This window comes from Enterobacter sp. C4G1 (assembly GCF_052886895.1).
In genome coordinates, this window is the sequence record NZ_JBQVVV010000001.1 from 780,275 (window position 1) to 803,579 (window position 23,305).

Consider the following 23,305-nt stretch of genomic DNA (forward strand, 5'->3'; position numbering starts at 1 on the left):
GATGATTTATATTTCCGCTGTTGGCATGGTCAACGCACTGGGTAATTCTGCTGACGAAATTGCCGCAAACCTGACCGCTGGAATTGCACCTGGGATGCACCGCAGAACGGGCTGGCTGCAAGGGCTACCCGATGCCGTGCTGGGGGGGGTGGAAGGTGAACTGCCGCCAATCCCGGATAGTCTGTCTGCCCATCGTACCCGGAATAACCAATTGCTTCTGGCGGCGCTGGCACAAATTCAACCTACCGTCGATGAGGCGATCGCTCGTGTTGGTCGCGACCGTGTCGCCGTTATCCTCGGCACAAGTACCTCCGGTCTTGATGAAGGTGACGAACACGTTCGTCTCTCTCTGAGTGGAGAGAGCAGCCCGCGATGGCAATATCCGCAACAGGAGCTTGGTGATCCATCCCGTTTCCTGGCTAACTGGCTTCAGCTTGAAGGCCCGGCGTACACCCTCTCGACGGCCTGTTCCTCCAGTGCTCGTGCAATGATCAGCGGACGTCGGTTAATTGAGGCCGGACTGGTCGATATCGCCATTGTCGGCGGTGCGGATACGTTGAGCCGAATGCCGGTAAACGGTTTTAGCAGTCTTGAATCGCTCTCCCCTACATTGTGCGAACCGTTTGGCCGGGACCGCCGTGGCATCACCATAGGCGAAGCCGCAGCGCTAATGGTACTGACCCGTGAAACAAATGACGTTGCTCTGTTGGGTACAGGTGAATCGAGCGATGCATACCATATTTCCGCTCCGCATCCGCAAGGTGAAGGGGCTATTCGCGCCATCACTCAGGCGCTGAAAGAAGCGGATATGGGGCCAGATGACATCGGCTACATCAACCTGCACGGCACCGCCACACCGCTTAACGATCAGATTGAATCTCAGGTCGTGCACGATATGTTTGGTGAAAGCGTCCCATGTAGCTCAACCAAACACCTTACGGGCCATACACTGGGCGCAGCAGGTATAACAGAAGCAGCATTGAGCTGGCTTATCCTGACCCGCGGCCTGCCGCTCCCAGCGCAGGATTTCTCACGCTACGCGCCGGACGATACACTTCCACCTTGCGGCGTGCTGCATAAGAGTGAGCCACTGAAAAAACCCGTGATTTTGTCCAACTCATTTGCGTTTGGTGGAAACAATGCCAGCATTTTGCTGGGGAGAGTGTCATGAGCTATTTATCCCCCGTCGACTATCTGCCCCACGACGCGCCAATGATGCTACTGGAGTCCGTCGGGAGTATTGAGGAAGATAGCGCGGAATGCCAGGTAACCGTTAGCGGACAAAGCGTGCTTGCACCGTTTCTCGACGCAAACGGCGACCTGCCAGGCTGGTATGCCCTGGAGTTGATGGCTCAGACCGTTGGTGTCTGGTCAGGCTGGCATCGTCAGCACCAGGGGCAAGAGCACATCTCGCTGGGTATGGTGCTCGGTGCGCGGGAGTTGGTATGTGCTGAAGGGCGTTTTGCATCTGGATCAATATTGACCATAACCGTCAAATTACTGATGCAGGATGAACGTTTTGGCAGTTTCGAGTGTGCGATCGCCGCAAGCGGCACCACACTTGCCACTGGGCGGGTAAACACCTTTCAGCCAAGTGCAGAAGAATTAACATCGCTTTTCAATCAGGGATCTAACGCATGAGTCGTTCTGTTCTGGTCACCGGGGCCAGCAAAGGCATTGGTCGTGCCATCGCCCGCCAGTTGGCGTCTGACGGGTTCACCATTGGCGTGCATTACCATCGTGATGCAGCAGGCGCTCAGGAAACGCTGGACACCATCATTCAGGAGGGTGGTGCGGGTCGCTTGCTCTCGTTTGACGTCAGTAACCGCGAGCAGTGTCGTGAAGTGCTCTCGAATGATATCGAGACGCATGGCGCGTGGTATGGCGTGGTCAGCAATGCCGGGATCACGCGTGACGGCGCATTTCCTGCGCTCAGCGAAGACGATTGGGACAGTGTGATTCACACCAATCTCGACAGTTTTTATAACGTCATTCACCCCTGCATTATGCCAATGATTGGCACCCGCAAAGGTGGACGTATCATCACCCTTTCGTCCGTTTCGGGCGTGATGGGTAATCGCGGCCAGGTGAACTATAGCGCAGCCAAAGCAGGTATTATCGGCGCAACCAAAGCACTGGCGATAGAACTGGCAAAACGCAAGATCACCGTGAACTGTATTGCGCCGGGATTGATTGATACCGGGATGATTGAGATGGAAGAGACCGCGCTGAAAGAGGCGATGTCTATGATCCCAATGAAACGCGTGGGACAGGCTGAAGAGGTGGCCGGGCTTGCCAGTTACCTGATGTCGGATATCGCGGGCTATGTCACCCGCCAGGTTATTTCCATTAACGGAGGAATGCTATGACACGTCGTGTGGTGATTACAGGGATGGGCGGTGTCACCGCTTTTGGCGAAGACTGGCAATCTGTTTCCCGCAAGCTGCTCGCGTACGAAAATGCTGTTCGCAAAATGCCAGAGTGGCAGGTTTATGCTGGCCTGCATACCCTGCTTGGTGCACCTATTGATGATTTCACTTTGCCGGATCACTACACCCGCAAGCGCATCCGTGCAATGGGCCGCGTGTCGCTGATGTCGACTCGCGCCACCGAACTGGCGCTGGAGCAGGCGGGCCTAATTGGCGAAGCGGTATTAACTAACGGTCAAACCGGCATCGCCTATGGTTCGTCTACAGGCAGCACGGGCCCCGTCAGTGAATTCGCTACCATGCTGACCGAAAAACACACCAATAACATTACTGGCACGACCTATGTGCAAATGATGCCGCACACCACGGCGGTCAATACAGGTTTGTTCTTTGGACTGCGCGGTCGCGTGATCCCCACATCAAGTGCCTGTACGTCTGGCAGCCAGGCAATTGGCTATGCCTGGGAAGCGATTCGCCACGGTTATCAGACCGTTATGGTCGCGGGTGGTGCAGAAGAGCTTTGCCCGTCCGAAGCGGCCGTTTTCGATACACTTTTTGCAACCAGTCAACGTAACGATGCGCCAAAAACGACGCCATCACCTTTTGACACACAGCGAGATGGTCTGGTGATTGGTGAAGGTGCAGGTACTCTGGTTCTGGAAGAACTGGAACACGCAAAAGCACGCGGTGCGACTATTTATGGCGAGATCGTAGGGTTTGCCACCAACTGCGATGCAGCCCATATCACCCAACCGCAGCGTGAAACTATGCAAATCTGCATGGAGCAATCGCTGGCCATGGCAGGTTTAGGTGCCCGGGACATGGGGTACATTTCTGCCCACGGCACAGCAACAGATCGCGGTGATATCGCAGAAAGCCAGGCGACTGCCGCCATTTACGGTGATAACGTGCCAATCTCATCGCTGAAAAGCTATTTTGGCCATACTTTGGGGGCCTGCGGAGCACTGGAAGCGTGGATGAGTCTGCAAATGATGCGTGAAGGTTGGTTCGCACCGAACCTTAATTTAAGACAACCAGATGAGCAATGTGGCGCTTTAGATTATATTATGGGGGAAGCCCGCCAGATTGATTGCGAATACCTGCAAAGCAATAATTTTGCCTTTGGCGGCATCAATACCTCGATAATCATCAAACGCTGGGCGTAACTATGTACCAGTTTATACTGGGAAAAATATCCACCCTTAGCGCGGACCCATTGGCGTCAACGCTTGCTGACATGGCACCTCAGGGTGCACGAAACGCTTCCTGGCTTGCGGGGCGGACCTTGCTCGCCAGAGCGCTATCCCCCACTCCGCTACCGGAAATTGTGTTCGGTGAACAGGGAAAACCATCGTTCATCGATGCACATCCATTTTGGTTTAATTTAAGCCATAGCGGGGACGACATTGCGCTACTGGTTAGCGATGAAGGCGAAGTAGGCTGCGATATAGAAGTGATCCGTCCGCGTGAGAACTGGCAGGCTCTGGCCAATACCGTGTTCAGCGTGGCAGAGCATCATGAGCTGGAAAGCGAGGAACCAGAGGCAAAACTGTCAGCATTCTGGCGTATCTGGACGCGTAAAGAAGCGATTGTGAAGCAACGTGGCGGCAGCGCCTGGCAGATCGTCAGCATCGACAGCACCGCCCAGACGCATTCAGTGAGTCAACTACGTTTCGGCTCGCTGAGCCTCGCAGTCTGTACACCTACTCCCTTTAACCTGACCGCTGAGTCTATTTCACATTACGGGATGCACCTGGTATAAAAATGGTCAGCACACCCAGAATAATAAATCCGACACCCGCCAGCCCGTGCCAGGAGAACGTTTCTCCCCAACCGGGCAGCAGAATGGCTGCACCCCACACCAGGATGTAACTGAGACTCAGCAAGGCATAGGCTTTGCTGAGCGCCAGACGATGCAGCGCCAGATACCAGCACCCCATTGAAGCCACATAGCCCATCAGCCCAAGCATCAGCGACCCGGTACCCGGCGCAAAATGCCACAGCGCGATGATAAAAGAAAAATCCTCGCCAACCGGCGGGAGTGTGACCATGGCGTACCGTAACAACAGCTGCGCGATGCTGACTAACACCACGCTGCACAACGCCCAGAATGCGCCTTTCACAGGCTCCCTCCCAACAGGATTATCCCGACCATGATGAACCCTACGCCGAGCCAGTGGTGCGCCGCGACGTTCTCACGCCAGAACGTTTTCGCCGCCAGCGTCACCCAGACAAAGTTCAGGCTCAGCATCGGGTAAGCAATCCCTACAGGAAGGCGTTGCAGCACCACCAGCCAGACCAGCATTCCGAAGCCCAGCGCCAGCAGCGCCAGGCCAAGCCAGAAGACGATATGCGCACCACGCCGCCCGGATTTCGCCGGACGGGTGGCCTGTTTCTGGCACAGCTGCCCTGCACAACTCAGCAGGCTAGCCAGAACCAGCCAGAACCAGGTCATCATTGTGGCAGATACTGCAAGTAAGCCAGACGCCCCTGAATATACAGGCTGTCAGGTTTTGGCAACTTCAGGCGCTCAAGGTCATCGTTTTTCGACAACAAGATCACCACCGAGATCCGCCCCTGCTGGCGATGTTCTTCCAGCCACTGTGGGAAATCGTCTTTGCCGACAAACCGGTCTTTCACATCCGGGTAGTCCAGCCCGTAACGCACTTCACCGCTTTGACCATACAGAACGATGTCATTACGCTTTAACTCCCACGCCAGACCAGACGCCACGCCCACGTTATTCGCCAGAACGAAACGGCTCTCCTGAAGCGGCTCACGTACGGTGTCCACCAGCGACTGCGGCTGTTTTGAATCCACCACCCGATTCGGGATAGCAAAGCCAATCAGCAGCGTCAGGCCAAGCGGACACAGTGCCGCCAGCCACCAGCGCTGCTGGCTCTGGCGCAGCGTAAACCAGCCCACTGCGGCCCAGATCAGGAAAGCCACAACCGCGCAGAAGACTTTATACAGCTCAACGGACGTCCAGACCGGGTGTTTTGACAGCCCCCACGGGGAAACCACCAGCGCCGCCACCACACCCAGCACACCAAACGCCAGGTTGATCCATCCGTTGATGCGCAGCACTTTGCCGCTCTTTTCCGCCACGGTGCAGGCGTAGTGCGCCATCAGCATCGCCAACGGTGCAAAGCACGGCAGGATATAGGTCGGCAGCTTACCTTTGGCGATACTGAAGAACACCAGCGGCATAACCACCCAACCAAGCAGGTACAATCCGCCGCCTTCGCCCTGTCGTCCACGCCAGCCCTGACGCAGCGCACCTGGCAGCAAGGCCAGCCACGGCAGACTTCCGGCAATCAGGAACGGAATGTAATACCAGAATGGCGCTTTGTGCTGGGCATCGCTCTGCGCAAAACGCTGAATATGCTCAACCCAGAAGAAGTAACGCCAGAAGTCCGGTTCACGATGGGCAATCGCCAGCCCCCAGGGCAGAACAATAAGCACGCAGCTGAGGATAGCCAGCCAGCCAAACAGCAGCACCTCTTTCCAGCGCTTCTGGGCAATCACCCACGGCAGCACGCCAATGACCGGCACGGCAAGCGCCAGGAACCCTTTGGTCATCACCCCCATTCCGCAGGCAAGCCCAAGCAGCACATAGCCACCCGCTTTTCCGGCGAACGTTTTCGCCTGTGCCGCCAGCCAGAAGCTGCACATCGCAAACACCAGCCAGAGAGTGATAATCGGATCCAGCACGGCATACGTGCCGATGCCATACACCAGGAAGAGGGTTAAGAAGATAACGCCCGAAAGCAAGGCGACGCGTTTATCGCGCCAGATGCGCCATGCGAGCCAGATAACCAGCAGCGCCGCCAGCCCGGTGGAGAATATCGCTCCCGCGCGCACGGCAAAGTTGGTATGACCAAACAGCATCTGCCCGATACTGTTAACCCAGTATCCGGCTATCGGTTTTTCAAAGTAACGAAGTCCCAGGAAATGCGGGACGACCCAGTCCCCTGATGCCAGCATTTCACGGCTAATTTCCGCGTAGCGCGTCTCATCAGGCTGCCATAACAGGCGGATATCGACGGGAATAAGGTAGTAAATGACAAACAGTGCGAAAAGCGCAAAGCCATAACGGGCTGCTTTCATGGTACCGGGCTCACGGTTTGTTGATAGCCAAGCCAGCCTTCCCGGCCAGCCATTTCTTTACGAACAATTTTGCCTACAGGCAGTGTGCTGAGGTCGTCAGGCAGCAGTTCGCTGAGTGGGCAAAACTGAATACCTTCCTCTGCGGCCATCGTCAGCAGCGCATCAAAGTCTTGCTGATACGCAATCCCTTCCACTTCGGCGTGGATGGTATACACCGGCGTACCGGTATCACGATGGATGCAATCCAGAATGTAACGGTTAAAGCCCTCGGCAGTCACCTCGCGTCCCACCACTTCATCCCAGGTGGGAAGCGTGACCGGGATTTGCACAGTGCCGAACAGGTTTTCACCCAGCAGAGGCAAAAACGGCCCGCTGCCGCGACAGTCGCTGTTATAGCGAAATGCGAATGGCTGTTTCGCTTTCACCACGCGCTGATCCGCTCGCCAGCCTGCCACCGCCGAACACTGCACCGGTTTACAGGTAATGGCTTCCAGCTCCATCATGCCGCGTTCAACTTCACGACCCAGACGTGGGATATCCCACACGCCGGCCCAGGCCTGCCACGCATGGTGATCCCAGGCATGTAGCCCTACCTCATGCAAACGCGATGCTTCGCGGATAATGTCTTCATTACCCGCGCCGATGCGCCTGCCAGGCCAGGCGGTTCCGGCCAGCAAAATATCCCAGCCGTACAGCGATGCTGCGCGTGAGCGCAGCATTTTGAACAGAAACGCCGGTTTAATCAGACGCCATAAATGGCGTCCCATGTTATCCGGCCCCACACTGAAGAAGATACTGGAGCGCACATCATGCTTGCCCAGTAACTCCAGCAGTTTGGGCACGCCATCACGCGTGCCCCGGAAGGTGTCGACGTCTATACGTAAGCCGACTTTTTTCATGATGTCTGTTCCGACAGCTCCACTGTGCGCAGGAAGAAATCGAGCGTTTCATCGATGGTCTGTTCCATCTTCACTTCCGGCGTCCAGTTCAGGCAGCGCTTGGCGTTACGGATGCTTGGCTTACGGTGCTCAACGTCCTGATAGCCTTTACCGTAGTAGCTGCTGCTTTCCACTTCACGGAAGCCCGCAAACGGCGGGAACTGGTCACGAAGTGGATGACGCTCGAAGCTTGCCAGCAGCATCTCAGCCAGTTCACGAATGCTGGCTTCGTTTTCCGGGTTACCGATGTTGATGATTTCACCGTTGCAGCGGCCATCTTTGTTTTCGATGATGCGGAACAGCGCTTCGATACCGTCAGAGATGTCAGTAAAGCAACGCTTCTGTTTGCCGCCTTCAATCAGCTTGATTGGAGAGCCTTCAACCAGGTTCAGGATCAGCTGAGTGATTGCACGCGAACTACCAATACGCGCGGCATTCAGGTTATCCAGACGTGGCCCCATCCAGTTAAACGGACGGAACAGAGTAAAGCGCAGGCCTTCTTTTTCACCATATGCCCAAATCACGCGGTCCAGCAGCTGTTTGGAAACAGAGTAGATCCAGCGTTGTTTGTTAATTGGGCCGACCACCAGGTTAGAGGTGTCTTCGTCGAAGTTTTTGTCCGTACACATGCCGTACACTTCAGACGTGGACGGGAAGATGATGCGCTTATCGTATTTCACGCAGTCGCGGATAATCTTCAGGTTCTCTTCGAAGTCCAGCTCGAACACGCGCAGCGGGTTACGGGTGTATTCAATCGGGGTCGCGATCGCCACCAGCGGCAGCACCACATCACATTTCTTAATGTGGTATTCGATCCATTCGGAGTGGATGCTGATATCCCCTTCAACGAAGTGGAAACGTGGGTTGGTCAGGAAGCGGCTGATCGCATCAGAGCCAATATCCAGGCCATAGATTTCGTAGTTGTCGTCTTGCAGCAGACGTTCGGTCAGGTGGTTACCGATAAAGCCGTTCACACCGAGGATCAGTACGCGGGTGCGGCGTTTGATGGCCACAACCGGTGCGCTGGTGATAATTGCGCCAGCAACCAGACCCAGAGACTGCGCCAGCTGCGTGCCCTGAACGTATACGCCGTTGTCAGTTTGCCCGGTCAGAATTTCCAGCGCCTGCTCGCCGCAGCTCACTACCAGCGGGGAAACAGAGACCACCGTACCCGGTTTTGCCGCCGGAATGTCGTCACGTACGCGGGATTTCCAGACAATAAATTTGCTTACGCCCGCGAAGCTGTACGCGCCCGGCCACGGGTCAGTGACCGCACGCACCAGGTTGTGCAGCTGACGCGCAGGTTTCGCCCAGTCCAAACGACCATCTTCCGGGTTACGGCGGCCAAAGCAGCTTGCTTTGCTCTCATCCTGCGCGGTCTCTTTAAAAGAGCCCTGCTGAATGGAAGGCAGCACATCACGCAGCAGGTTTTGCGCAACGCCACACAGTTTATGATGCAGTTGCAGCGCGGTTTCATCGGCTTCAATAACCACTTTCTGCTGGGCCACGATATCGCCCGCATCTGCGCGACGCACCATGCGGTGCAGAGTCACGCCGGTTTCCGTTTCACCGTTAACCAGCACCCAGTTCAGCGGCGCGCGGCCACGGTATGCTGGCAGCAGGGAGCCGTGCAGGTTGAATGCGCCTTTTGGTGCCAGGCTTAAGATATCGTTGCTCAGCAGATTGCGATAATAGAAAGAGAAAATCACATCAGGAGAAAGCGCGCGAATGCGGTCAACCCACAGCGGGTGGTTTACATCATCAGGGGCATACACCGGGATGCCACGCTCAGCGGCAATACGCGCAACGGAACCAAAGAAGTTATTTTCTCCGGCAGCGTCCGGGTGAGTGAAGATTGCAGCAATATCATAACCCGCTTCCAGCAGGGCCAGCGTGCCCGTACACCCCATATCGTGATAGGCAAATACAACAGCTTTCATGGGTGAATTTCCTCTTGAGATGCTTTGTGTTCCTGACGGACAACACGTTGAATAAAGTAGCGCGGACGTGCGCGAACATCGTTATAAATACGGCCGATGTACTCACCGAGTAAGCCCATCCCAACAAACTGGGCACCGATGAACATGAACAGTACGGCAAACAGCATAAAGACCCCTTCCGCCGCCCACTGAGGGCCGAAGATCAGTCGCAACGCGACCAGCAGAACGGAAATCGCAAACCCGGCCAGTGCGATAACACTGCCGAACACGCTTAACAAACGCAGCGGCGTGGTGGTCAGGCAGGTGATCAGGTCATACATCAGGTTAATCAGGCGCATAAAGCTGTACTTCGATTCCCCGTGCTCGCGCTCAGCGTGCAGCACCGGGATTTCAGTCGCTCTGCGGGCAAAGGTATTGGCGAGAATCGGAATGAACGTACTGCGCTCGTGGCAGTGCAGCATGGCATCGACAATGTGGCGACGGTAGGCGCGCAACATGCAGCCGTAATCACCCATTGCTTTACCGGTCGTGCGCTGGATAAGGCGGTTAATGGTGCGCGACGCCAGCTTGCGGAACAGGCTGTCCTGGCGGTTCTGGCGAACTGTGCCGACCACGTCATAGCCTTCATCGGCTTTCGCTACCAGGCGCGGGATCTCTTCCGGCGGGTTTTGCAGGTCGGCATCCAGAGTGATGATCAGGTCGCCCGTTACGTGGCTAAAGCCAGCCATAATGGCAGAGTGCTGACCGTAGTTACGGTTAAGCAGTACGGCTACGATGTGGCTTCCTTCAACCTCTGCGGCGTCAGTGAGCATCTGGGCAGAATCGTCGCTGCTGCCATCATCTACCAGCAGAATTTCGTACGCCTTGCCCATAGTGTCACAGGCTGCCGTGGTGCGGCGGATAAGTTCAGGCAGGCTCTCCTGCTCGTTGTAAACCGGGATAACAACTGAAACTTTTTGTACAGGTGGTGCGCTGAACATATCAATTTCCTGCAAGCTGATGGAGCGCGGTAATGACGCGGGTTGCGTCGTCATGCGTCATGTCCGGGAAAAGAGGGAGTGAACAAATACGCGCGCTGTTCCATTCGGAGTTCGGGAGCGAGACTTCAGGGAAACGCTCGCGATAGTATTTTTGCGTATGAGCAGCACGGAAATGCAGACCAGTACCAATGCCTTTTGCTTTCAGCGCGTCCATTAACGCGTCACGTGAGATCCCACAGCGGGCTTCATCAACGCGAATGATAAAAAGATGCCATGCATGGACATGCGGCCAGGCTGGAATACGCAGCGGCTCGAAAGGTGTATCCGCAAGCTCCGTCAGATAACGTTCAGCGATTTCGCGACGGCGCGCGTTGGCTTCGCTCAACTTACCCAACTGGACCAGCGCCAGCGCGGCGTTGATATCCGCGAGGTTATATTTATACCCCGGGGAGATAACTTCCGCCTGCGGCGCGCGGCCGTGAGTCTGGCGGTCATAAGCATCAACACCAAGCCCGTGGAACTTGAGACTGCGGATACGTTGTGCCAGTTGTTCGTCGTCCGTCACCACTAAACCGCCTTCCGCGCAGGTCATGTTTTTGATCGCGTGGAAAGAGAAGATAGCGGTACCCTGCCAGCCAACATGGCGATTTTTGTAGTAAGTGCCTGCTGCGTGGGCTGCATCTTCAATAACAGGGATACCGTGACGTTCGCTTATCGTGTGAATCGCATCGATATCAAAAGGCGCACCCGCATAATGCACGGGGATGATGGCTTTGGTACGGGGAGTAATAGCGGCTTCGATGGCCTCTGGCGTTACCATCAGCGTGTCTTTGTCGACATCGATCATCACGGGCGTTGCGCCCAGCAGCACAATCATATTGAGGGTCGACACCCAGGTTAAAGAAGGGGTAATGACTTCATCACCGGGGCCAATGCCCATCGCCATCAGCGTGACGTGCATCCCGGCGGTTGCAGAGCAGACAGCAATCGCATGACGATTCCCCGTCAGCTTACAAAATGCCTCTTCAAGCTCCTGATTTTTTGGCCCTGTGGTGATCCAGCCCGACATCAAAACGTCCTGAAGCGCCGCAATTTCCTCAGCGCCCATCGACGGTCGCGAAAAAGGCAGAAAATCACTCATTATTAATTTCCTTGCTGTATTAAAGGCGTCATCTTTTACTGCGCTGTCGTAATGGGCAGCTCAATGGGATCATGCAAGATGGAATTTAAATAAATACCAAATAAAATTTAGTCGTTGCTTCATTTATGTCAACAAACCATCAACTAAGGCAAAGTAGTCCTCTTTTCTTAGGAAAAAATTAAGACACAGCTAAATTACAATGAGATTAACAAGAAGGGGAAGTGAAAAAACCGTTTAACAACATAAAGATAGATGGAATCTCTGTTTTTTTGAATTTTTTGTGATTAGGCTCACGGCAAATTAAGGCTGTATTTCACTTGATTGCAGGGAAAATAATAAGAAAAGTAAATAAATGCTCAACCAAAATAAGAATTCCGGGCATTTCGCCTGAAAGACGAAATCACCCGGGAACTTTCTAAATAAGTGAATTGTCGCGCTTAGTTAAGATTAGCAGGGAAATCATCCGGCAATTCACTGGCAGCACAGGCAATCACCGAGTCATTGTTCGCACCGCAGTCCCGCACAAAGGTAATGGTCGCAAACTCATCAATCACTTCAGTAGGATATGCCGGCCCCTGGTCACGATACACATTCATCAGTGGGATATGATCATTCTGGAAACAGATCGTTTTTTCCGGGTTATTAATCACCCAGCGCGGGAAGAAAATCGTACCGTGGAAGAGTTTGTCACCCAGATTCACAATCAGGCTAACATCCGTACCGGTGGGTTCAGTCCAGGAAATTTTATAAATACTCTCACCCACCCTCACGATATACGCCTGCTGGTCTTTTACCCAACGGTTCGCCACGATGCCGCTGTGAATGCGGTAATCCAGCGTGGTGTCATTTTTCACGTAGATCTCGTAGTTCCAGCCATTATCGTAGGTGTAGACCAGGTGTTTACCCACAAAGCCGCTCAAATCATGTTTGTCGAAGGTGCTCATAATGTGTCTCCTCTGTTTTGATGAGACGATCGTACTCCTTCAAAAAATGGATGAATAACGCTATGTTTGAATCAAATTCATTCAAATTTTAGATACGTTATGCACAAGACAACGCTGGAACAGTGGTCACTACTGGAGAAAGTGGTAGAGCTTGGCAGCTTTGCCAGAGCGGCAGAAGAGACCGCCCGCAGCCAGTCCTCCGTGAGTTATAACCTGTCTTTATTGCAGGAGCGGCTGGGAGTAGCGCTGCTGGCGCCGGAAGGTCGACGCGCGGTATTAACCCCTGCCGGAGAATTGCTTCTCAACCAGGTAAAGCCGCTGCTCAAGGCTTTTTCGTACGTCGAAACACGGGCGGCAACGCTGCGCAACGGGATGCGCACGCGGCTGGACCTGGTCGTAGACAACATTTTCCCGCGCCGCCGTCTGTTCGCCATTTTGCGCCAGTTCCAGCAAATGTACCCGCAAACCCAGGTAAGGCTGACGGAAGTGCTGGAAAATGCCAGCTCGGATATCGTCAATAATGAAGCCGATGTCATGGTGTTAACCCGCCGTCAGGACATCACCGGGCTTGGCGAATGGTTGATGAACATTGATTTTGTTGCCGTCGCCCATCGCGATCACCCCTTATTTGCGCTCAATACGCCGCTCAATGACGAGATGCTACGTCCGTGGCCATTAATTCATATTGCAGATAACCAGCCTGCCGCCAGCACTGCTGGAGAGTCGTGGACATTTTCGACCATCGATGCCGCGATTGAGGCCGTGATGTATCAGGTGGGCTATGGCTGGTTGCCGGAGGAACGCATTCAAAGCCAGCTTGAACAGGGCGTGCTTAAAATGCTGCCACTGAGCCACGGTACGCGCCGTGCCACGCCTCTGCACCTGATCGTAAAGCGCGCCCTGACGCCGCTGGACGAGCAGGTTGAAACGCTACTGCGCCTTTTTAGCCCACCCCGGTAAACCTCAACTGCTACGCTTTAAGGTCTGAGCTTTGAAAACCACAAGGAGCAGACAATGAAAATTGATTTTACGGGGAAAGTTGCGCTGGTCACGGCCTCCACGGGCGGCATCGGTTTTGCCATTGCCAAAGGGCTGGCCGAAGGCGGCGCGGAAGTGATCATCAACGGGCGTAGTACCGAATCGGTCAATAATGGGATACAGCAATTACAGCAGGCGGTGCCGGGTGTCCAGGTGCGGGCAGCCATTGCCGACCTCAGCACCCCGGAAGGGGTTGAATCGCTGCTGAAGGTCACAACCAGTGTCGATATTCTGGTAAACAACGCCGGGATTTACGGCCCGCTGGATTTTTACGACACCGACGATGCCACCTGGGAGCGCTACTGGCAAACCAACGTGATGTCGGGTGTACGGCTCTCCCGCGCCCTGCTGCCGGGTATGGTGCAGAAAGGCTGGGGTCGTGTGGTTTTCATTTCATCGGAATCGGCCTGCAATATTCCGGCAGATATGATCCACTATGGCGTAACCAAAACTGCACAACTCTCACTGGCACGCGGCCTGGCGAAATTCGTGGCGGGAAGTGGCGTGACGGTGAACAGCGTGCTGCCGGGGCCAACCATTTCCGATGGTTTCGCCGAGATGATGAAAGACGAAATCGAAAGAACCGGCAAATCGCTGGAACAGCTGGCGAAAGAGTTTGTGATGGCCAACCGCCCCAGCTCAGTCATACAGCGCGCCGCGTCGGTTGAAGAGGTGGCTAATATGGTGGTGTATGTCTGTTCAACGCAGGCTTCCGCCACCTCCGGTGCGGCATTGCGCGTGGATGGCGGCGTGGTGGACGATATTATCTGACCTGCTCAGGCCGAACTGCCTGCCACACGGCGGGCAGTAATAAAGTGCTCTTGCCAGTAGTTGTCGGTCAAGGTTGAAACCGTGACGCCCTGGCTGCTCGACGCATGGATAAACTGGCTATCGCCAATGTACACGCCCACGTGACGACGGTTTGGCCCAGTCTGGAAGAACACCAAATCCCCGGCTTTTAAGCGATATTGTGCCACCTGCACACCACGATGGATCTGCTCGCCTGTGGTGCGCGGCAGGTTGAGGTTCGCCGCATCGCTGAACAGGTGCTGCATCAGCGCAGAGCAATCCACCCCACGGTGCGTGGTGCCACCCCACAAATATTGGGTGCCTTTCCACTTCTGGTATTGATCAAGAATACGTGAGCGCAGCGGGCCCGTTTCCTGATGCACCAGCGCAGTCTTCGCCGGAGAAGTCGCCAGCTCGCTGTTCATGGACAACATCGACGCGGGCAGTTGAAAACTAAATGCAGAAAAAGAAGCAAAACTTAACGAGAGTATTGAAATAAGCGATCTAAGAGTCATATCAAGAAAGAAGCAGTGAGTGAATTTTTCCTTACGCGTGGGGGCCAATGTTCCCCCGAAATATCTTTCGATGCGGTGATAATATAGACAGCTCATTTTTTACCCAATCTTTATCGGGACCAAAAATGGACTCACTTTCAGGTCGCAAGATTGATAAAAAAATGCACGTTACAGAAGGACTGATGGGGTAAAGCAGGTAAACTAATGAGCAGAATGTGTATTTCAGCTAAGACGTATTTATGACCAATATGATTGCCGACGAGGCAGTGGCCAAGTCCAACGTGCTCTCTGTTTTTGATTTTGATGGAACATTGACGCACCACGACAGCTTTATCCCGTTCCTGCGTTTTGCCTTTGGTAAACGTTACTTTGCGGGGCGCCTGGTGCGTATGGCGTTACCAACGCTCCACTGTGTGCGCCGCAAGCTGACGCGTGATGAGCTGAAAGAAGTGCTGATCAAAACCTTCCTGACCGGCGTAGATGAACACTGGCTGCGCCAGCAGGCCGAGGTGTTTTGCGAGAAATACTGGACGAAGCTGATGCGCCCGGCGGGTGTGCTGGCGGTTGCCGCAGAGGTCAATTCCGGTGCAGAGGTGACTATCTGCTCAGCCTCTCCGGCGCTGGTATTGCAACCGTGGGCCGATAAGCTCGGCATTAAGCTTATCGGGACACAGCTTGAAGTGAAAAACGGCAAGCTAACCGGACGGATCACCGGTAACAACTGCCGCTGTGCGCAGAAGGTCGCCAGACTGGAAAAAGTATATGGCAATCTGAACGATTACCATCTGCGCGCCTGGGGTGACACGCGAGGTGACCACGAACTGCTGGCGGCAGCGCAGGATCCGCACTGGCGACATTTCCATCATCCGCGCAAGCGCCGGAATTCACCGATTAAGGGTTAGTGCGCTCTGGTGCCCTCACCCCGTGGGGAGAGGGCGAAAACAGAGCATCAGGCCGCACGTTTGCCTGGGAACATCACGCTCGTAATTATCCCCAGCGCTAACACCCCTAGCACCACAAACAGGCTGGCGGTTGCGCCAATGCTGTAACCGTGATGCCAGAAGTGATCGGTGGCATTAAGACCCAGCTTAAACGCGACAAAGAACAGCAGCAGGACCACCGCTTTCTCCAGATGTACCAGGTACTGTTTCAGCGCTTCCAGCACAAAATAGAGCGTACGCAGGCCGAGGATAGCGAACATCATCGCGCTGTAGATGATGAGCGGTTCACGGCTGACGGCGATAATCGCCGGGACCGAGTCAAACGCGAACATCACATCGGACAGCTCAACAACCGCCACGCAGAGCAGCAGTGGTGTTGCGTAACGCTTCGCCTTCTTCATGCGCCCGACCATAACATCCTGGTTTTCTGGCTTTTCAAGCTCTGCATCCACCTCTTTCTGGGTCAGGATAAACGCATTGCTGCTGATTTTCGGCCAGACCGGGTAAAAGCGCTTCACCAGACGGTAGGCCAGATGGCCGGAGTAATCTTCAACCTCGTCACTCTCTTCGTTACGTTTGAGCATCATCAGTGCCGTCCAGCCAACGACCAGCGCAAAGATGACCTCGACGTAGGGCCCCAGGCTCAGCAGGCTGGTACCAATGGCGACGAAAATACCGCGGAAGACAATCGCCCCCAGTACGCCCCAGTAGAGCACGCGGTGGCGGTACTTATCCGGCACGCCGAACCAGGCAAAAATCGCCATCATGACAAACAAGTTATCGACCGACAGCACCTCTTCCAGCGCATAACCGGTCAGGAACAAGCTCGCCATCTCTGCGCCATGATGCACATAGAGGAACCCGGCGAAGACCATCGCCATCATGACCCAGAAAATAGACCACATGGCGGCGCTTTTCAGCGAGACAGGTTTATCGTGACGGTGCATGAAGAGGTCGATAAACATCGCCCCGACAGCCATCACGACAAAAACAACAACGGTTTCAGTTGGGAAACCGAGATGAGCAACAGACATACACAACCCTTTTTGAAGACAAAACGCTAACCATGCAGACTGGTTAAAACCAGAAGTAGAAAAGGGTGGGCTGTTTATCAGCCTTTCACCCTCAAAGCCGCAGCCTAATCGGCTGCGCAAGGAAACGTATTTTACCTTACTACAAGGGGTGGACGCATCTTTCGATTAGGCGCTCATACCACGTAACCGCTGGAGCACGGCCACCAGCACCGCCACTGACCAGCCAACCATCAGGGCGCCGACCAGCCCTTCCAGTCCACCAATCAGCCGCCAGTTTTGCGGCAGCGTTACATCGCCATACCCCACCGTGGCGTAGCTCACCAGCGAGAAGTAGAAGCTAGTGTTCCAGTCGTTAAAAGCCTCAACCAGGAAGTAGAATCCCGCAAACAGGCTGGCTTCGAGAAGATGGGCAAAGATCATTGAAATCACAATGCCGACATTGCGCAGCACAACGCGCACCGCAGAATCGACTTCCAGGTTTATGAATTTTAAAACGCAAAACATCCACAGCGAATGGATAACCACGGTTAGCGTGAGCAAAATAATGATGCTGAGTAGCTGCATGGAAGGGGCTCTGACTGAGAAAGAGAAGACTGCCCCTGCTGAACGCGCCGGGGCACCTGAACATGTTTTTCTGAGTCGAAGCTTAGTGGAAAGCCGGGGAAATGTTGGTGCAATAATTGCGTAGTGTGATTATTTCTCTGCCAGAGCCTGCGCGCATGCCCATGCGCTCGCCCAGGCCCACTGGAAGTTATACCCACCAAGCCAGCCGGTAACGTCCATCACTTCACCAATAAAATAGAGGCCCGGCACGTCACGCGCTTCCATGGTGCGCGAAGAAAGCCCATCGGTATCGACGCCGCCAAGCGTCACCTCTGCCGTACGGTAGCCTTCGGTGCCGTTGGGTTGCACGCGCCAGTTTATCAGGGTATCGACCAATGCCTGCTGATCGCGGCTGTTGAGCTGCTTAAGAGACACATCCGGCACCTGCCCTAACACCTGCAAGCACTCAACCAGGCGCTTCGGCAACTGCATCGCCAGCGTGTTTTTCAGGCTTTGATTAGGATGTGCACTGCGCTGCTCGTCCAGGAAGCTTTCCAGGTCGCAATCAGGCACCAGATTGACCGTCACAAACTCGCCCGGTTGCCAGTAGCTGGAGATCTGTAACACCGCCGGGCCGGAAAGCCCGCGATGGGTGAAGAGCAGATTTTCGCGAAATACCGTGCCATCTTCGGCAGTGATGACGGAGGGAACAGACACGCCTGAGAGCGTCTGAAGTTGTTCAAGTAATGGCTTATGCAGCGTAAACGGCACCAGCCCGGCGCGTGTAGGCAGTACCTTCAGGCCAAACTGTTCGGCAATCTTGTAGCCAAAGGGTGACGCACCCAGCCCCGGCATCGACAGCCCGCCGCTGGCAATCACCAGATTGTCCGTGCTGACGGTTTCACCGTTCAGTTGCAGCGTATAGCCTTGCTCATCGTGCGATACCTCCAGCACTTCCGTGCGCAGGCGCATGACCACATCGCCTTTTTCGCACTCGGCCACCAGCATATCGACAATCTGCTGGGCGGAGTCGTCGCAGAACAGCTGACCCAGCGTTTTTTCATGCCAGGCAATACCGTGTTTACCCACCAGATCGATAAAATCCCATTGGGTATAGCGCGCCAGCGCAGATTTGCAAAAATGACGGTTTTGACTCAAATACGCCGCGGGTTCGACATACAAATTGGTAAAGTTGCAGCGGCCTCCGCCAGACATCAGGATTTTGCGTCCCGGTTTTTTACCATTATCCAGCAGCAGTACCCGACGGCCCGCTTGCCCGGCCATTGCCGCACAAAACATACCCGCCGCACCGGCCCCAATCACAACGGCATCAAACCTTTCCACGTCAAAACCCTCTTCGTTAACTGCGCGGATTGTAAAGTTTCCGCTGTGGTCGCACCAGCGCAAATAAGCCAGATATCAGTCATATATTTGAAATATAAAATATATTTCTTTACCTAAGCCCAACAAAGCCGAAGGAATATCAAAAAAAAGCTATATTTCACTTTGCCCGTTGCGCATTTGTCCTGGATAATGCGCCGCGTTCATGTCCTCAAAATGGCGTAACGTCCTATGCTACATTTGTTTGCTGGCCTGGATTTACATACCGGGCTTTTATTATTGCTTGCACTGGTTTTTGTTCTGTTTTACGAAGCAATCAACGGCTTCCACGACACTGCAAACGCAGTAGCAACGGTTATCTACACTCGCGCAATGCAATCGCAACTTGCGGTTGTTATGGCGGCGGTATTTAACTTTTTTGGTGTCCTCCTGGGCGGACTGAGCGTTGCGTATGCCATCGTGCATATGTTGCCAACGGATCTGCTGCTTAACGTTAGTTCTGGCCATGGCCTTGCTATGGTGTTCTCAATGCTGCTTGCCGCAATTATCTGGAACCTCGGTACCTGGTATTTCGGCCTGCCTGCATCCAGTTCTCACACCCTCATCGGCGCGATTATTGGTATTGGGTTAACGAACGCCCTGATGACCGGTACATCGGTTGTCGATGCGTTGAACATCCCGAAAGTGATTGGGATTTTTGCCTCACTTATCGTCTCCCCTATCGTGGGTCTGGTGGTAGCAGGTGGATTGATTTTCATCCTGCGTCGTTACTGGAGCAATACTAAAAAACGCTCCCGTATTCACCTGACACCGGCAGAGCGTGAGAAGAAAGACGGCAAGAAAAAACCGCCATTCTGGACGCGTATTGCCCTGATCCTTTCCGCTATCGGCGTGGCCTTCTCACACGGCGCGAACGATGGTCAGAAAGGCATTGGTCTGGTGATGCTGGTCCTGATTGGTGTTGCTCCGGCAGGCTTTGTGGTCAACATGAATGCCTCCGGTTACGAAATCACACGTACTCGTGATGCCGTGAACAACGTCGAAATTTACTTCCAGCAGCACCCTGAGCTGCTGAAGCAAGCGACCGGTGTTGACCAGTTGATCCCTTCACCGGAAGCAGGCGCAACCACCGCACCTGGCGAGTTCCACTGCCACCCGGCGAATGCGATTAATGCTCTGGAACGTGCGAAAGGTATGTTGGGCGACATCGAAAGCTACGACAAACTTACCGTTGAGCAGCGCGGTCAGCTGCGTCGCATTATGCTTTGCATCTCTGATGTGACGGATAAAGTGGCGAAACAGCCTGGCATAAGCGCTGACGACCAGCGACTGCTGAAGAAACTGAAAGGCGATATGCTCAATACCATTGAGTACGCGCCAATCTGGATAATCATGGCGGTTGCGCTGGCACTGGGTATCGGTACGATGATTGGCTGGCGCCGTGTGGCAACAACAATCGGTGAGAAGATTGGTAAGAAAGGCATGACGTATGCGCAGGGTATGTCCGCGCAGATGACAGCGGCGGTTTCTATCGGTCTGGCGAGCTACACCGGGATGCCAGTGTCCACCACCCACGTACTCTCCTCCTCTGTGGCGGGTACCATGATTGTTGACGGTGGTGGTCTGCAACGCAAAACGGTTACCAACATTCTGATGGCCTGGGTGTTCACACTCCCGGCATCCATCCTGCTGTCTGGTGGTTTGTACTGGATTGCGCTGAAGCTGATTTAATTCGTTAAGCGCAACAAAAAAGCGGGCCAGGAAACTGGCCCGCTTTTTTTATAGCTGTCTTGTACTGGAGCGATCGGGGCATCAGGAAATCCTGAACATTTTTTGTCCAAAAAAGCAGGTTGGCGGAAACTATCATGACGGGCAGAAAAAAATACAATGCAAAGGAGAATGTATGGCTTCTGTCCCTGTCTCAGGGCCTGGCTCAATCGTGATTGCCAACAACATGCGTGAAGCACGCAGCCATGGAATGTCGCGTAATATGGCCACACCCTCAACCTACTACTGGTTCTACCAAAAAGTTCGAAATGGCGGTCCGTGGGATTACAAAAAATTCGACCCATATTTTGCAGCATTCGGTAATTTTAACTTTGGTGCTGCCGGTACTGCCGCAGGTATTCCTGCAAGCATTCTTCTGATGGGTGCGGGTTGGGCTCAAGGTCGTGCCGGCACCTCAAAGCCTGAATGGGGAAAATGGTACGAAAAACCACCCTATGGGGACGACCCAACGGACCAGCGTAATATCAGAGAAGGGATAGATTATGCCATTCAGAATGGTTATTAGATGGCTCCATCGGCTTGTTACACTTGTGCTTCTGGCTTTGGTCACAGGATTTATATGGCTGAATCACCAGCCGGACCCACGAAAAAGCGATGAACTCAAGCGTGTTTATAACCTGTCTGACAGCGTCAGGCTCTACATGACCGCTAATAATCAGGGTGGAGCAACCGTGCCTACGGTTTACCGATACTACTTGTCACATGAGATCGCAGGAAAAGACACAGACGTTATCCATGAGCTTGCTACGAAGCATCCCGTTATTGAGGGGATAGGCACTATCACCAGTGCCAGCATAGATAAAAATGGAGACGTGAGCATCTCCTACAGCGGGAAGGTCATCTCAATTCAGGACAATATCTCGGACCTTCGGTTTACTGTGAGCCCCTGAGATAAACGAAAATAAGGCGAGGATAACCTCGCCTTTCCTGTGCTCAGTGCCAAATCATCAACGCAATCATACTGACCACGACCAGGCCGCACAGGGCGCTGGTTAAAATAAACTGACGACGCAGGCGCTCACAGCGACGGATAAACTCTTCATCGTGATGATCGCGGTAGCGCTGGTAATAGATATACCCCACCAGACGCATCTGCTTGCTGGGCTGTCCATGCGAGGTGAAGAACCCTCCACCGTCCACATACTGATAAAGCAACGGATCGCAACCACGAAGTACCACTAATAGCGCACGTAACGATGAGAAGTAGCGCGCCATATTCACTATGCAAACTACGCATAACGCCCAAAACAATGCGACGGTGCTAATCATACATCCTCCCCGGCGTCCGCCCTCGAAGCAAAGCCCCTGAGCTACCGCACCCCAATGCCCTGACAGACAGTTCAGTGAAAGAATGACTCAAAAGTCGATCCAGTTCGCGTTTTAATATCCGAACGGCTCATTAAATAGTGTAGGAGATCCGTTAATTTTTTTGCCACAAGGTTAATCGTTATCAACGCGAAGGCTTGAAAAATTTGTTGAACTGAGCCGTAATGAAAGCAACAGACGACGGCTTTCTCTTTTAGTCATCGATAACTTAAGGAAGGAGTAACACTATGGCTTACAAACACATTCTCATCGCGGTAGACCTCTCCCCGGAGAGCAAAGTGCTGGTTGATAAAGCGGTATCCATGGCGCGTCCCTATAACGCGAAAGTTTCTTTGATTCACGTTGATGTGAATTACTCCGATCTCTATACCGGTCTGATCGATGTGAATCTGGGCGATATGCAAAAGCGTATCTCTGAAGAGACTCACCATGCACTGAGTGAGCTGTCTACCAACGCGGGCTACCCTATTACCGAAACCTTAAGCGGTAGCGGCGATCTGGGTCAGGTACTGGTTGATGCAATCAAGAAATACGATATGGATCTGGTGGTTTGCGGTCATCACCAGGACTTCTGGAGCAAGCTGATGTCTTCAGCGCGTCAGCTGATCAACACCGTTCACGTGGATATGCTGATTGTTCCACTGCGCGACGAAGAAGAAGAGTAAGTGAATTAAATTCCCCTCACCCTCTCCCACCGGGAGAGGGAATAGAATGTAGGCCGGGTAAGGCGAAGCCGCCACCCGGCTTTTTTATTCCGCTGTAGCCGAATAAATATCAAACCGATGGCCTTTGGTGGTCACCGCGTTGGTCGTGGCAACATCCGCCAGTGGTGGCGCATAGTCCGGGCGCTTCACCACCACACGCTTTGTCGCGAGCAGGCGGGCAGGCTCCAGCAGACCATCGGCATCCAAATCTGGCCCCACCAGCGACTGAAACACACGCATCTCTTTTTTCACCAGCGCGCTTTTCTGCTTATGCGGGAACATCGGGTCGAGGTAGACCACCTGCGGGCGCGGGGTGATATCCGTCAGCGCCGTCAGGCTGGAGGCATGAATAAGCTGCAAACGCTCCTGCAACCACGGGCCGATTTCCGGGTCCGCATAGCCACGCGCAAGCCCATCGTCCAGCAACGCCGCCACTACCGGATTGCGCTCCAGCATCCGCACACGGCAGCCAACAGACGCCAGCACAAAGGCATCGCGCCCCAGCCCTGCGGTGGCATCAACCACATCCGGCAGATAACTGCCTTTGATCCCGACCGCTTTCGCTACCGCTTCGCCACGACCGCCGCCGAACTTGCGCCGGTGCGCCATGGCACCACCCACAAAGTCGACAAAGATGCCGCCAAGCTTCGGCTCGTCGCGTTTACGTAGTTCCAGATGTTCTGGCGTCATCACCAGCGCCATCAGGTTTTCGTCATCGTGCTCCAGTCCCCAGCGGGCGGCCAGAACAGATAAGGCGCCGTCTCCGGCGCCTGATTCATCTACTAAGCAGATCTTCACGTAACA

At 54.1% G+C, this 23,305-nt stretch carries 26 protein-coding genes; 12 read left to right on the forward strand and 14 right to left on the reverse strand.

Annotated elements, in window-relative coordinates; genetic code table 11:
* Nucleotide 1: 1 nt before the first annotated feature.
* The 5 genes from ACT9TW_RS03815 to acpT are packed head-to-tail and all read left to right on the forward strand — an operon-like array spanning nt 2 to nt 4,191.
* Complete coding sequence (locus ACT9TW_RS03815; protein WP_446491695.1) at nt 2-1,171, forward strand: beta-ketoacyl-[acyl-carrier-protein] synthase family protein; 1,170 nt, start codon at nt 2-4, stop codon at nt 1,169-1,171.
* On the forward strand, nt 1,168-1,641 hold the full coding sequence (locus ACT9TW_RS03820; protein ID WP_446491696.1) for an ApeP family dehydratase: 474 nt from the start codon (nt 1,168-1,170) through the stop codon (nt 1,639-1,641). Before ACT9TW_RS03815 ends, ACT9TW_RS03820 begins: the two co-directional genes overlap by 4 nt.
* Complete coding sequence (locus ACT9TW_RS03825) at nt 1,638-2,369, forward strand: 3-ketoacyl-ACP reductase FabG2 (RefSeq protein WP_446491697.1); 732 nt, start codon at nt 1,638-1,640, stop codon at nt 2,367-2,369. The genes ACT9TW_RS03820 and ACT9TW_RS03825 overlap by 4 nt, the downstream gene beginning before the upstream one ends.
* Nucleotides 2,366-3,595, forward strand: a complete 1,230-nt coding sequence (locus ACT9TW_RS03830) for a beta-ketoacyl-ACP synthase (RefSeq protein ID WP_446491698.1) — start codon at nt 2,366-2,368, stop codon at nt 3,593-3,595. Before ACT9TW_RS03825 ends, ACT9TW_RS03830 begins: the two co-directional genes overlap by 4 nt.
* 2 nt (nt 3,596-3,597) lie before the next feature.
* A complete protein-coding gene (gene acpT / locus ACT9TW_RS03835; protein WP_446491699.1) occupies nt 3,598-4,191 on the forward strand; it encodes a 4'-phosphopantetheinyl transferase AcpT in 594 nt (197 codons plus the stop codon).
* Here the strand turns inward: acpT and arnF are convergent.
* The 8 genes from arnF to ACT9TW_RS03875 all read right to left on the reverse strand — a co-directional run bounded on the left by arnF (nt 4,160) and on the right by ACT9TW_RS03875 (nt 12,482).
* Complete coding sequence (gene arnF / locus ACT9TW_RS03840) at nt 4,160-4,552, reverse strand: 4-amino-4-deoxy-L-arabinose-phosphoundecaprenol flippase subunit ArnF (protein ID WP_446491700.1); 393 nt, start codon at nt 4,550-4,552, stop codon at nt 4,160-4,162. The genes acpT and arnF overlap by 32 nt on opposite strands.
* The gene (arnE, locus tag ACT9TW_RS03845; RefSeq protein WP_182062857.1) at nt 4,549-4,887 is read right to left on the reverse strand and encodes a 4-amino-4-deoxy-L-arabinose-phosphoundecaprenol flippase subunit ArnE; all 339 of its coding nucleotides are present in this window, start codon (nt 4,885-4,887) and stop codon (nt 4,549-4,551) included. The genes arnF and arnE overlap by 4 nt, the downstream gene beginning before the upstream one ends.
* On the reverse strand, nt 4,884-6,539 hold the full coding sequence (gene arnT / locus ACT9TW_RS03850) for a lipid IV(A) 4-amino-4-deoxy-L-arabinosyltransferase (protein ID WP_315687169.1): 1,656 nt from the start codon (nt 6,537-6,539) through the stop codon (nt 4,884-4,886). The genes arnE and arnT overlap by 4 nt, the downstream gene beginning before the upstream one ends.
* Nucleotides 6,536-7,438, reverse strand: a complete 903-nt coding sequence (gene arnD, locus ACT9TW_RS03855) for a 4-deoxy-4-formamido-L-arabinose-phosphoundecaprenol deformylase (RefSeq protein WP_446491701.1) — start codon at nt 7,436-7,438, stop codon at nt 6,536-6,538. The genes arnT and arnD overlap by 4 nt, the downstream gene beginning before the upstream one ends.
* Nucleotides 7,435-9,417 carry a bifunctional UDP-4-amino-4-deoxy-L-arabinose formyltransferase/UDP-glucuronic acid oxidase ArnA gene (arnA, locus tag ACT9TW_RS03860; protein WP_446491702.1) on the reverse strand — a complete coding sequence of 661 codons (1,983 nt, stop codon included), beginning with the start codon at nt 9,415-9,417 and terminating at the stop codon, nt 7,435-7,437. The genes arnD and arnA overlap by 4 nt, the downstream gene beginning before the upstream one ends.
* Entirely contained in the window at nt 9,414-10,397 is a 984-nt protein-coding gene (gene arnC, locus ACT9TW_RS03865; protein ID WP_182063487.1) for an undecaprenyl-phosphate 4-deoxy-4-formamido-L-arabinose transferase, read from the reverse strand. Before arnC ends, arnA begins: the two co-directional genes overlap by 4 nt.
* A 1-nt stretch (nt 10,398) precedes the next feature.
* The gene (gene arnB / locus ACT9TW_RS03870; RefSeq protein WP_446491703.1) at nt 10,399-11,538 is read right to left on the reverse strand and encodes a UDP-4-amino-4-deoxy-L-arabinose aminotransferase; all 1,140 of its coding nucleotides are present in this window, start codon (nt 11,536-11,538) and stop codon (nt 10,399-10,401) included.
* Nucleotides 11,539-11,975: 437 nt separating this feature from the next.
* Nucleotides 11,976-12,482 carry a phenolic acid decarboxylase gene (locus ACT9TW_RS03875; protein ID WP_446491704.1) on the reverse strand — a complete coding sequence of 169 codons (507 nt, stop codon included), beginning with the start codon at nt 12,480-12,482 and terminating at the stop codon, nt 11,976-11,978.
* 99 nt (nt 12,483-12,581) lie between these two features.
* Between ACT9TW_RS03875 and ACT9TW_RS03880 the strand changes: the two genes are divergently transcribed.
* Together ACT9TW_RS03880 and ACT9TW_RS03885 are read left to right on the forward strand one after the other, a co-directional pair.
* Nucleotides 12,582-13,442 (forward strand): LysR family transcriptional regulator, encoded by an 861-nt coding sequence (locus tag ACT9TW_RS03880; RefSeq protein WP_182062863.1) that lies wholly within the window; start codon nt 12,582-12,584, stop codon nt 13,440-13,442.
* Between the two features lie 54 nt (nt 13,443-13,496).
* Nucleotides 13,497-14,291 carry an SDR family NAD(P)-dependent oxidoreductase gene (locus ACT9TW_RS03885; RefSeq protein WP_446491705.1) on the forward strand — a complete coding sequence of 265 codons (795 nt, stop codon included), beginning with the start codon at nt 13,497-13,499 and terminating at the stop codon, nt 14,289-14,291.
* A 5-nt stretch (nt 14,292-14,296) separates the two neighbouring features.
* Here the strand turns inward: ACT9TW_RS03885 and ACT9TW_RS03890 are convergent, their stop codons facing one another.
* Nucleotides 14,297-14,824: an NlpC/P60 family protein gene (locus ACT9TW_RS03890; protein ID WP_446491706.1), complete on the reverse strand. Its 528-nt coding sequence runs from the start codon at nt 14,822-14,824 to the stop codon at nt 14,297-14,299.
* A 239-nt stretch (nt 14,825-15,063) separates the two neighbouring features.
* On the opposite strand from ACT9TW_RS03890, the gene ACT9TW_RS03895 reads away from it, so the two are divergent.
* Nucleotides 15,064-15,726, forward strand: a complete 663-nt coding sequence (locus tag ACT9TW_RS03895) for an HAD family hydrolase (protein ID WP_182062866.1) — start codon at nt 15,064-15,066, stop codon at nt 15,724-15,726.
* A gap of 47 nt (nt 15,727-15,773) precedes the next feature.
* Here ACT9TW_RS03895 and ACT9TW_RS03900 read toward each other — a convergent pair whose 3' ends face one another.
* The 3 genes from ACT9TW_RS03900 to ACT9TW_RS03910 all read right to left on the reverse strand — a co-directional run bounded on the left by ACT9TW_RS03900 (nt 15,774) and on the right by ACT9TW_RS03910 (nt 18,686).
* Complete coding sequence (locus ACT9TW_RS03900; protein ID WP_446491707.1) at nt 15,774-16,799, reverse strand: TerC/Alx family metal homeostasis membrane protein; 1,026 nt, start codon at nt 16,797-16,799, stop codon at nt 15,774-15,776.
* Between the two features lie 165 nt (nt 16,800-16,964).
* Complete coding sequence (locus ACT9TW_RS03905; RefSeq protein WP_182062868.1) at nt 16,965-17,363, reverse strand: potassium channel family protein; 399 nt, start codon at nt 17,361-17,363, stop codon at nt 16,965-16,967.
* Between the two features lie 129 nt (nt 17,364-17,492).
* Entirely contained in the window at nt 17,493-18,686 is a 1,194-nt protein-coding gene (locus ACT9TW_RS03910) for an NAD(P)/FAD-dependent oxidoreductase (protein WP_446491708.1), read from the reverse strand.
* A 228-nt stretch (nt 18,687-18,914) separates the two neighbouring features.
* On the opposite strand from ACT9TW_RS03910, the gene pitA reads away from it, so the two are divergent.
* The 3 genes from pitA (at nt 18,915) to ACT9TW_RS03925 (ending at nt 21,361) form a co-directional block, all read left to right on the forward strand.
* Nucleotides 18,915-20,414, forward strand: a complete 1,500-nt coding sequence (gene pitA / locus ACT9TW_RS03915) for an inorganic phosphate transporter PitA (protein WP_182062871.1) — start codon at nt 18,915-18,917, stop codon at nt 20,412-20,414.
* 172 nt (nt 20,415-20,586) lie between these two features.
* The gene (locus tag ACT9TW_RS03920; RefSeq protein WP_315687181.1) at nt 20,587-20,976 is read left to right on the forward strand and encodes a polymorphic toxin type 44 domain-containing protein; all 390 of its coding nucleotides are present in this window, start codon (nt 20,587-20,589) and stop codon (nt 20,974-20,976) included.
* A complete protein-coding gene (locus tag ACT9TW_RS03925) occupies nt 20,954-21,361 on the forward strand; it encodes a hypothetical protein (protein ID WP_446491709.1) in 408 nt (135 codons plus the stop codon). Before ACT9TW_RS03920 ends, ACT9TW_RS03925 begins: the two co-directional genes overlap by 23 nt.
* Nucleotides 21,362-21,404: 43 nt before the next feature.
* Here ACT9TW_RS03925 and uspB read toward each other — a convergent pair whose 3' ends face one another.
* Complete coding sequence (gene uspB, locus ACT9TW_RS03930; RefSeq protein WP_003861224.1) at nt 21,405-21,740, reverse strand: universal stress protein UspB; 336 nt, start codon at nt 21,738-21,740, stop codon at nt 21,405-21,407.
* Between the two features lie 284 nt (nt 21,741-22,024).
* Here uspB and uspA point away from each other — a divergent pair, with 284 nt between their 5' ends.
* Nucleotides 22,025-22,462 (forward strand): universal stress protein UspA, encoded by a 438-nt coding sequence (uspA, locus tag ACT9TW_RS03935; protein ID WP_014072197.1) that lies wholly within the window; start codon nt 22,025-22,027, stop codon nt 22,460-22,462.
* 84 nt (nt 22,463-22,546) lie between these two features.
* Here the strand turns inward: uspA and rsmJ are convergent, their stop codons facing one another.
* Nucleotides 22,547-23,299, reverse strand: coding sequence for a 16S rRNA (guanine(1516)-N(2))-methyltransferase RsmJ (gene rsmJ, locus ACT9TW_RS03940; protein ID WP_446491710.1), 753 nt, complete (start codon nt 23,297-23,299; stop codon nt 22,547-22,549).
* Nucleotides 23,300-23,305 lie beyond the last annotated feature (6 nt).

Coding starts and splice junctions, on each gene's coding strand:
- ACT9TW_RS03815 (WP_446491695.1), top strand. CDS start 2: ATGATTTATATTTCCGCTGTTGGCATGGTCAACGCACTGGGTAATTCT.
- ACT9TW_RS03820 (WP_446491696.1), top strand. CDS start 1,168: ATGAGCTATTTATCCCCCGTCGACTATCTGCCCCACGACGCGCCAATG.
- ACT9TW_RS03825 (WP_446491697.1), top strand. CDS start 1,638: ATGAGTCGTTCTGTTCTGGTCACCGGGGCCAGCAAAGGCATTGGTCGT.
- ACT9TW_RS03830 (WP_446491698.1), top strand. CDS start 2,366: ATGACACGTCGTGTGGTGATTACAGGGATGGGCGGTGTCACCGCTTTT.
- acpT (WP_446491699.1), top strand. CDS start 3,598: ATGTACCAGTTTATACTGGGAAAAATATCCACCCTTAGCGCGGACCCA.
- arnE (WP_182062857.1), bottom strand. CDS start 4,887: ATGATGACCTGGTTCTGGCTGGTTCTGGCTAGCCTGCTGAGTTGTGCA.
- arnT (WP_315687169.1), bottom strand. CDS start 6,539: ATGAAAGCAGCCCGTTATGGCTTTGCGCTTTTCGCACTGTTTGTCATT.
- arnD (WP_446491701.1), bottom strand. CDS start 7,438: ATGAAAAAAGTCGGCTTACGTATAGACGTCGACACCTTCCGGGGCACG.
- arnA (WP_446491702.1), bottom strand. CDS start 9,417: ATGAAAGCTGTTGTATTTGCCTATCACGATATGGGGTGTACGGGCACG.
- arnC (WP_182063487.1), bottom strand. CDS start 10,397: ATGTTCAGCGCACCACCTGTACAAAAAGTTTCAGTTGTTATCCCGGTT.
- arnB (WP_446491703.1), bottom strand. CDS start 11,538: ATGAGTGATTTTCTGCCTTTTTCGCGACCGTCGATGGGCGCTGAGGAA.
- ACT9TW_RS03875 (WP_446491704.1), bottom strand. CDS start 12,482: ATGAGCACCTTCGACAAACATGATTTGAGCGGCTTTGTGGGTAAACAC.
- ACT9TW_RS03880 (WP_182062863.1), top strand. CDS start 12,582: ATGCACAAGACAACGCTGGAACAGTGGTCACTACTGGAGAAAGTGGTA.
- ACT9TW_RS03885 (WP_446491705.1), top strand. CDS start 13,497: ATGAAAATTGATTTTACGGGGAAAGTTGCGCTGGTCACGGCCTCCACG.
- ACT9TW_RS03890 (WP_446491706.1), bottom strand. CDS start 14,824: ATGACTCTTAGATCGCTTATTTCAATACTCTCGTTAAGTTTTGCTTCT.
- ACT9TW_RS03895 (WP_182062866.1), top strand. CDS start 15,064: ATGACCAATATGATTGCCGACGAGGCAGTGGCCAAGTCCAACGTGCTC.
- ACT9TW_RS03900 (WP_446491707.1), bottom strand. CDS start 16,799: ATGTCTGTTGCTCATCTCGGTTTCCCAACTGAAACCGTTGTTGTTTTT.
- ACT9TW_RS03905 (WP_182062868.1), bottom strand. CDS start 17,363: ATGCAGCTACTCAGCATCATTATTTTGCTCACGCTAACCGTGGTTATC.
- pitA (WP_182062871.1), top strand. CDS start 18,915: ATGCTACATTTGTTTGCTGGCCTGGATTTACATACCGGGCTTTTATTA.
- ACT9TW_RS03920 (WP_315687181.1), top strand. CDS start 20,587: ATGGCTTCTGTCCCTGTCTCAGGGCCTGGCTCAATCGTGATTGCCAAC.
- ACT9TW_RS03925 (WP_446491709.1), top strand. CDS start 20,954: ATGCCATTCAGAATGGTTATTAGATGGCTCCATCGGCTTGTTACACTT.
- uspB (WP_003861224.1), bottom strand. CDS start 21,740: ATGATTAGCACCGTCGCATTGTTTTGGGCGTTATGCGTAGTTTGCATA.
- uspA (WP_014072197.1), top strand. CDS start 22,025: ATGGCTTACAAACACATTCTCATCGCGGTAGACCTCTCCCCGGAGAGC.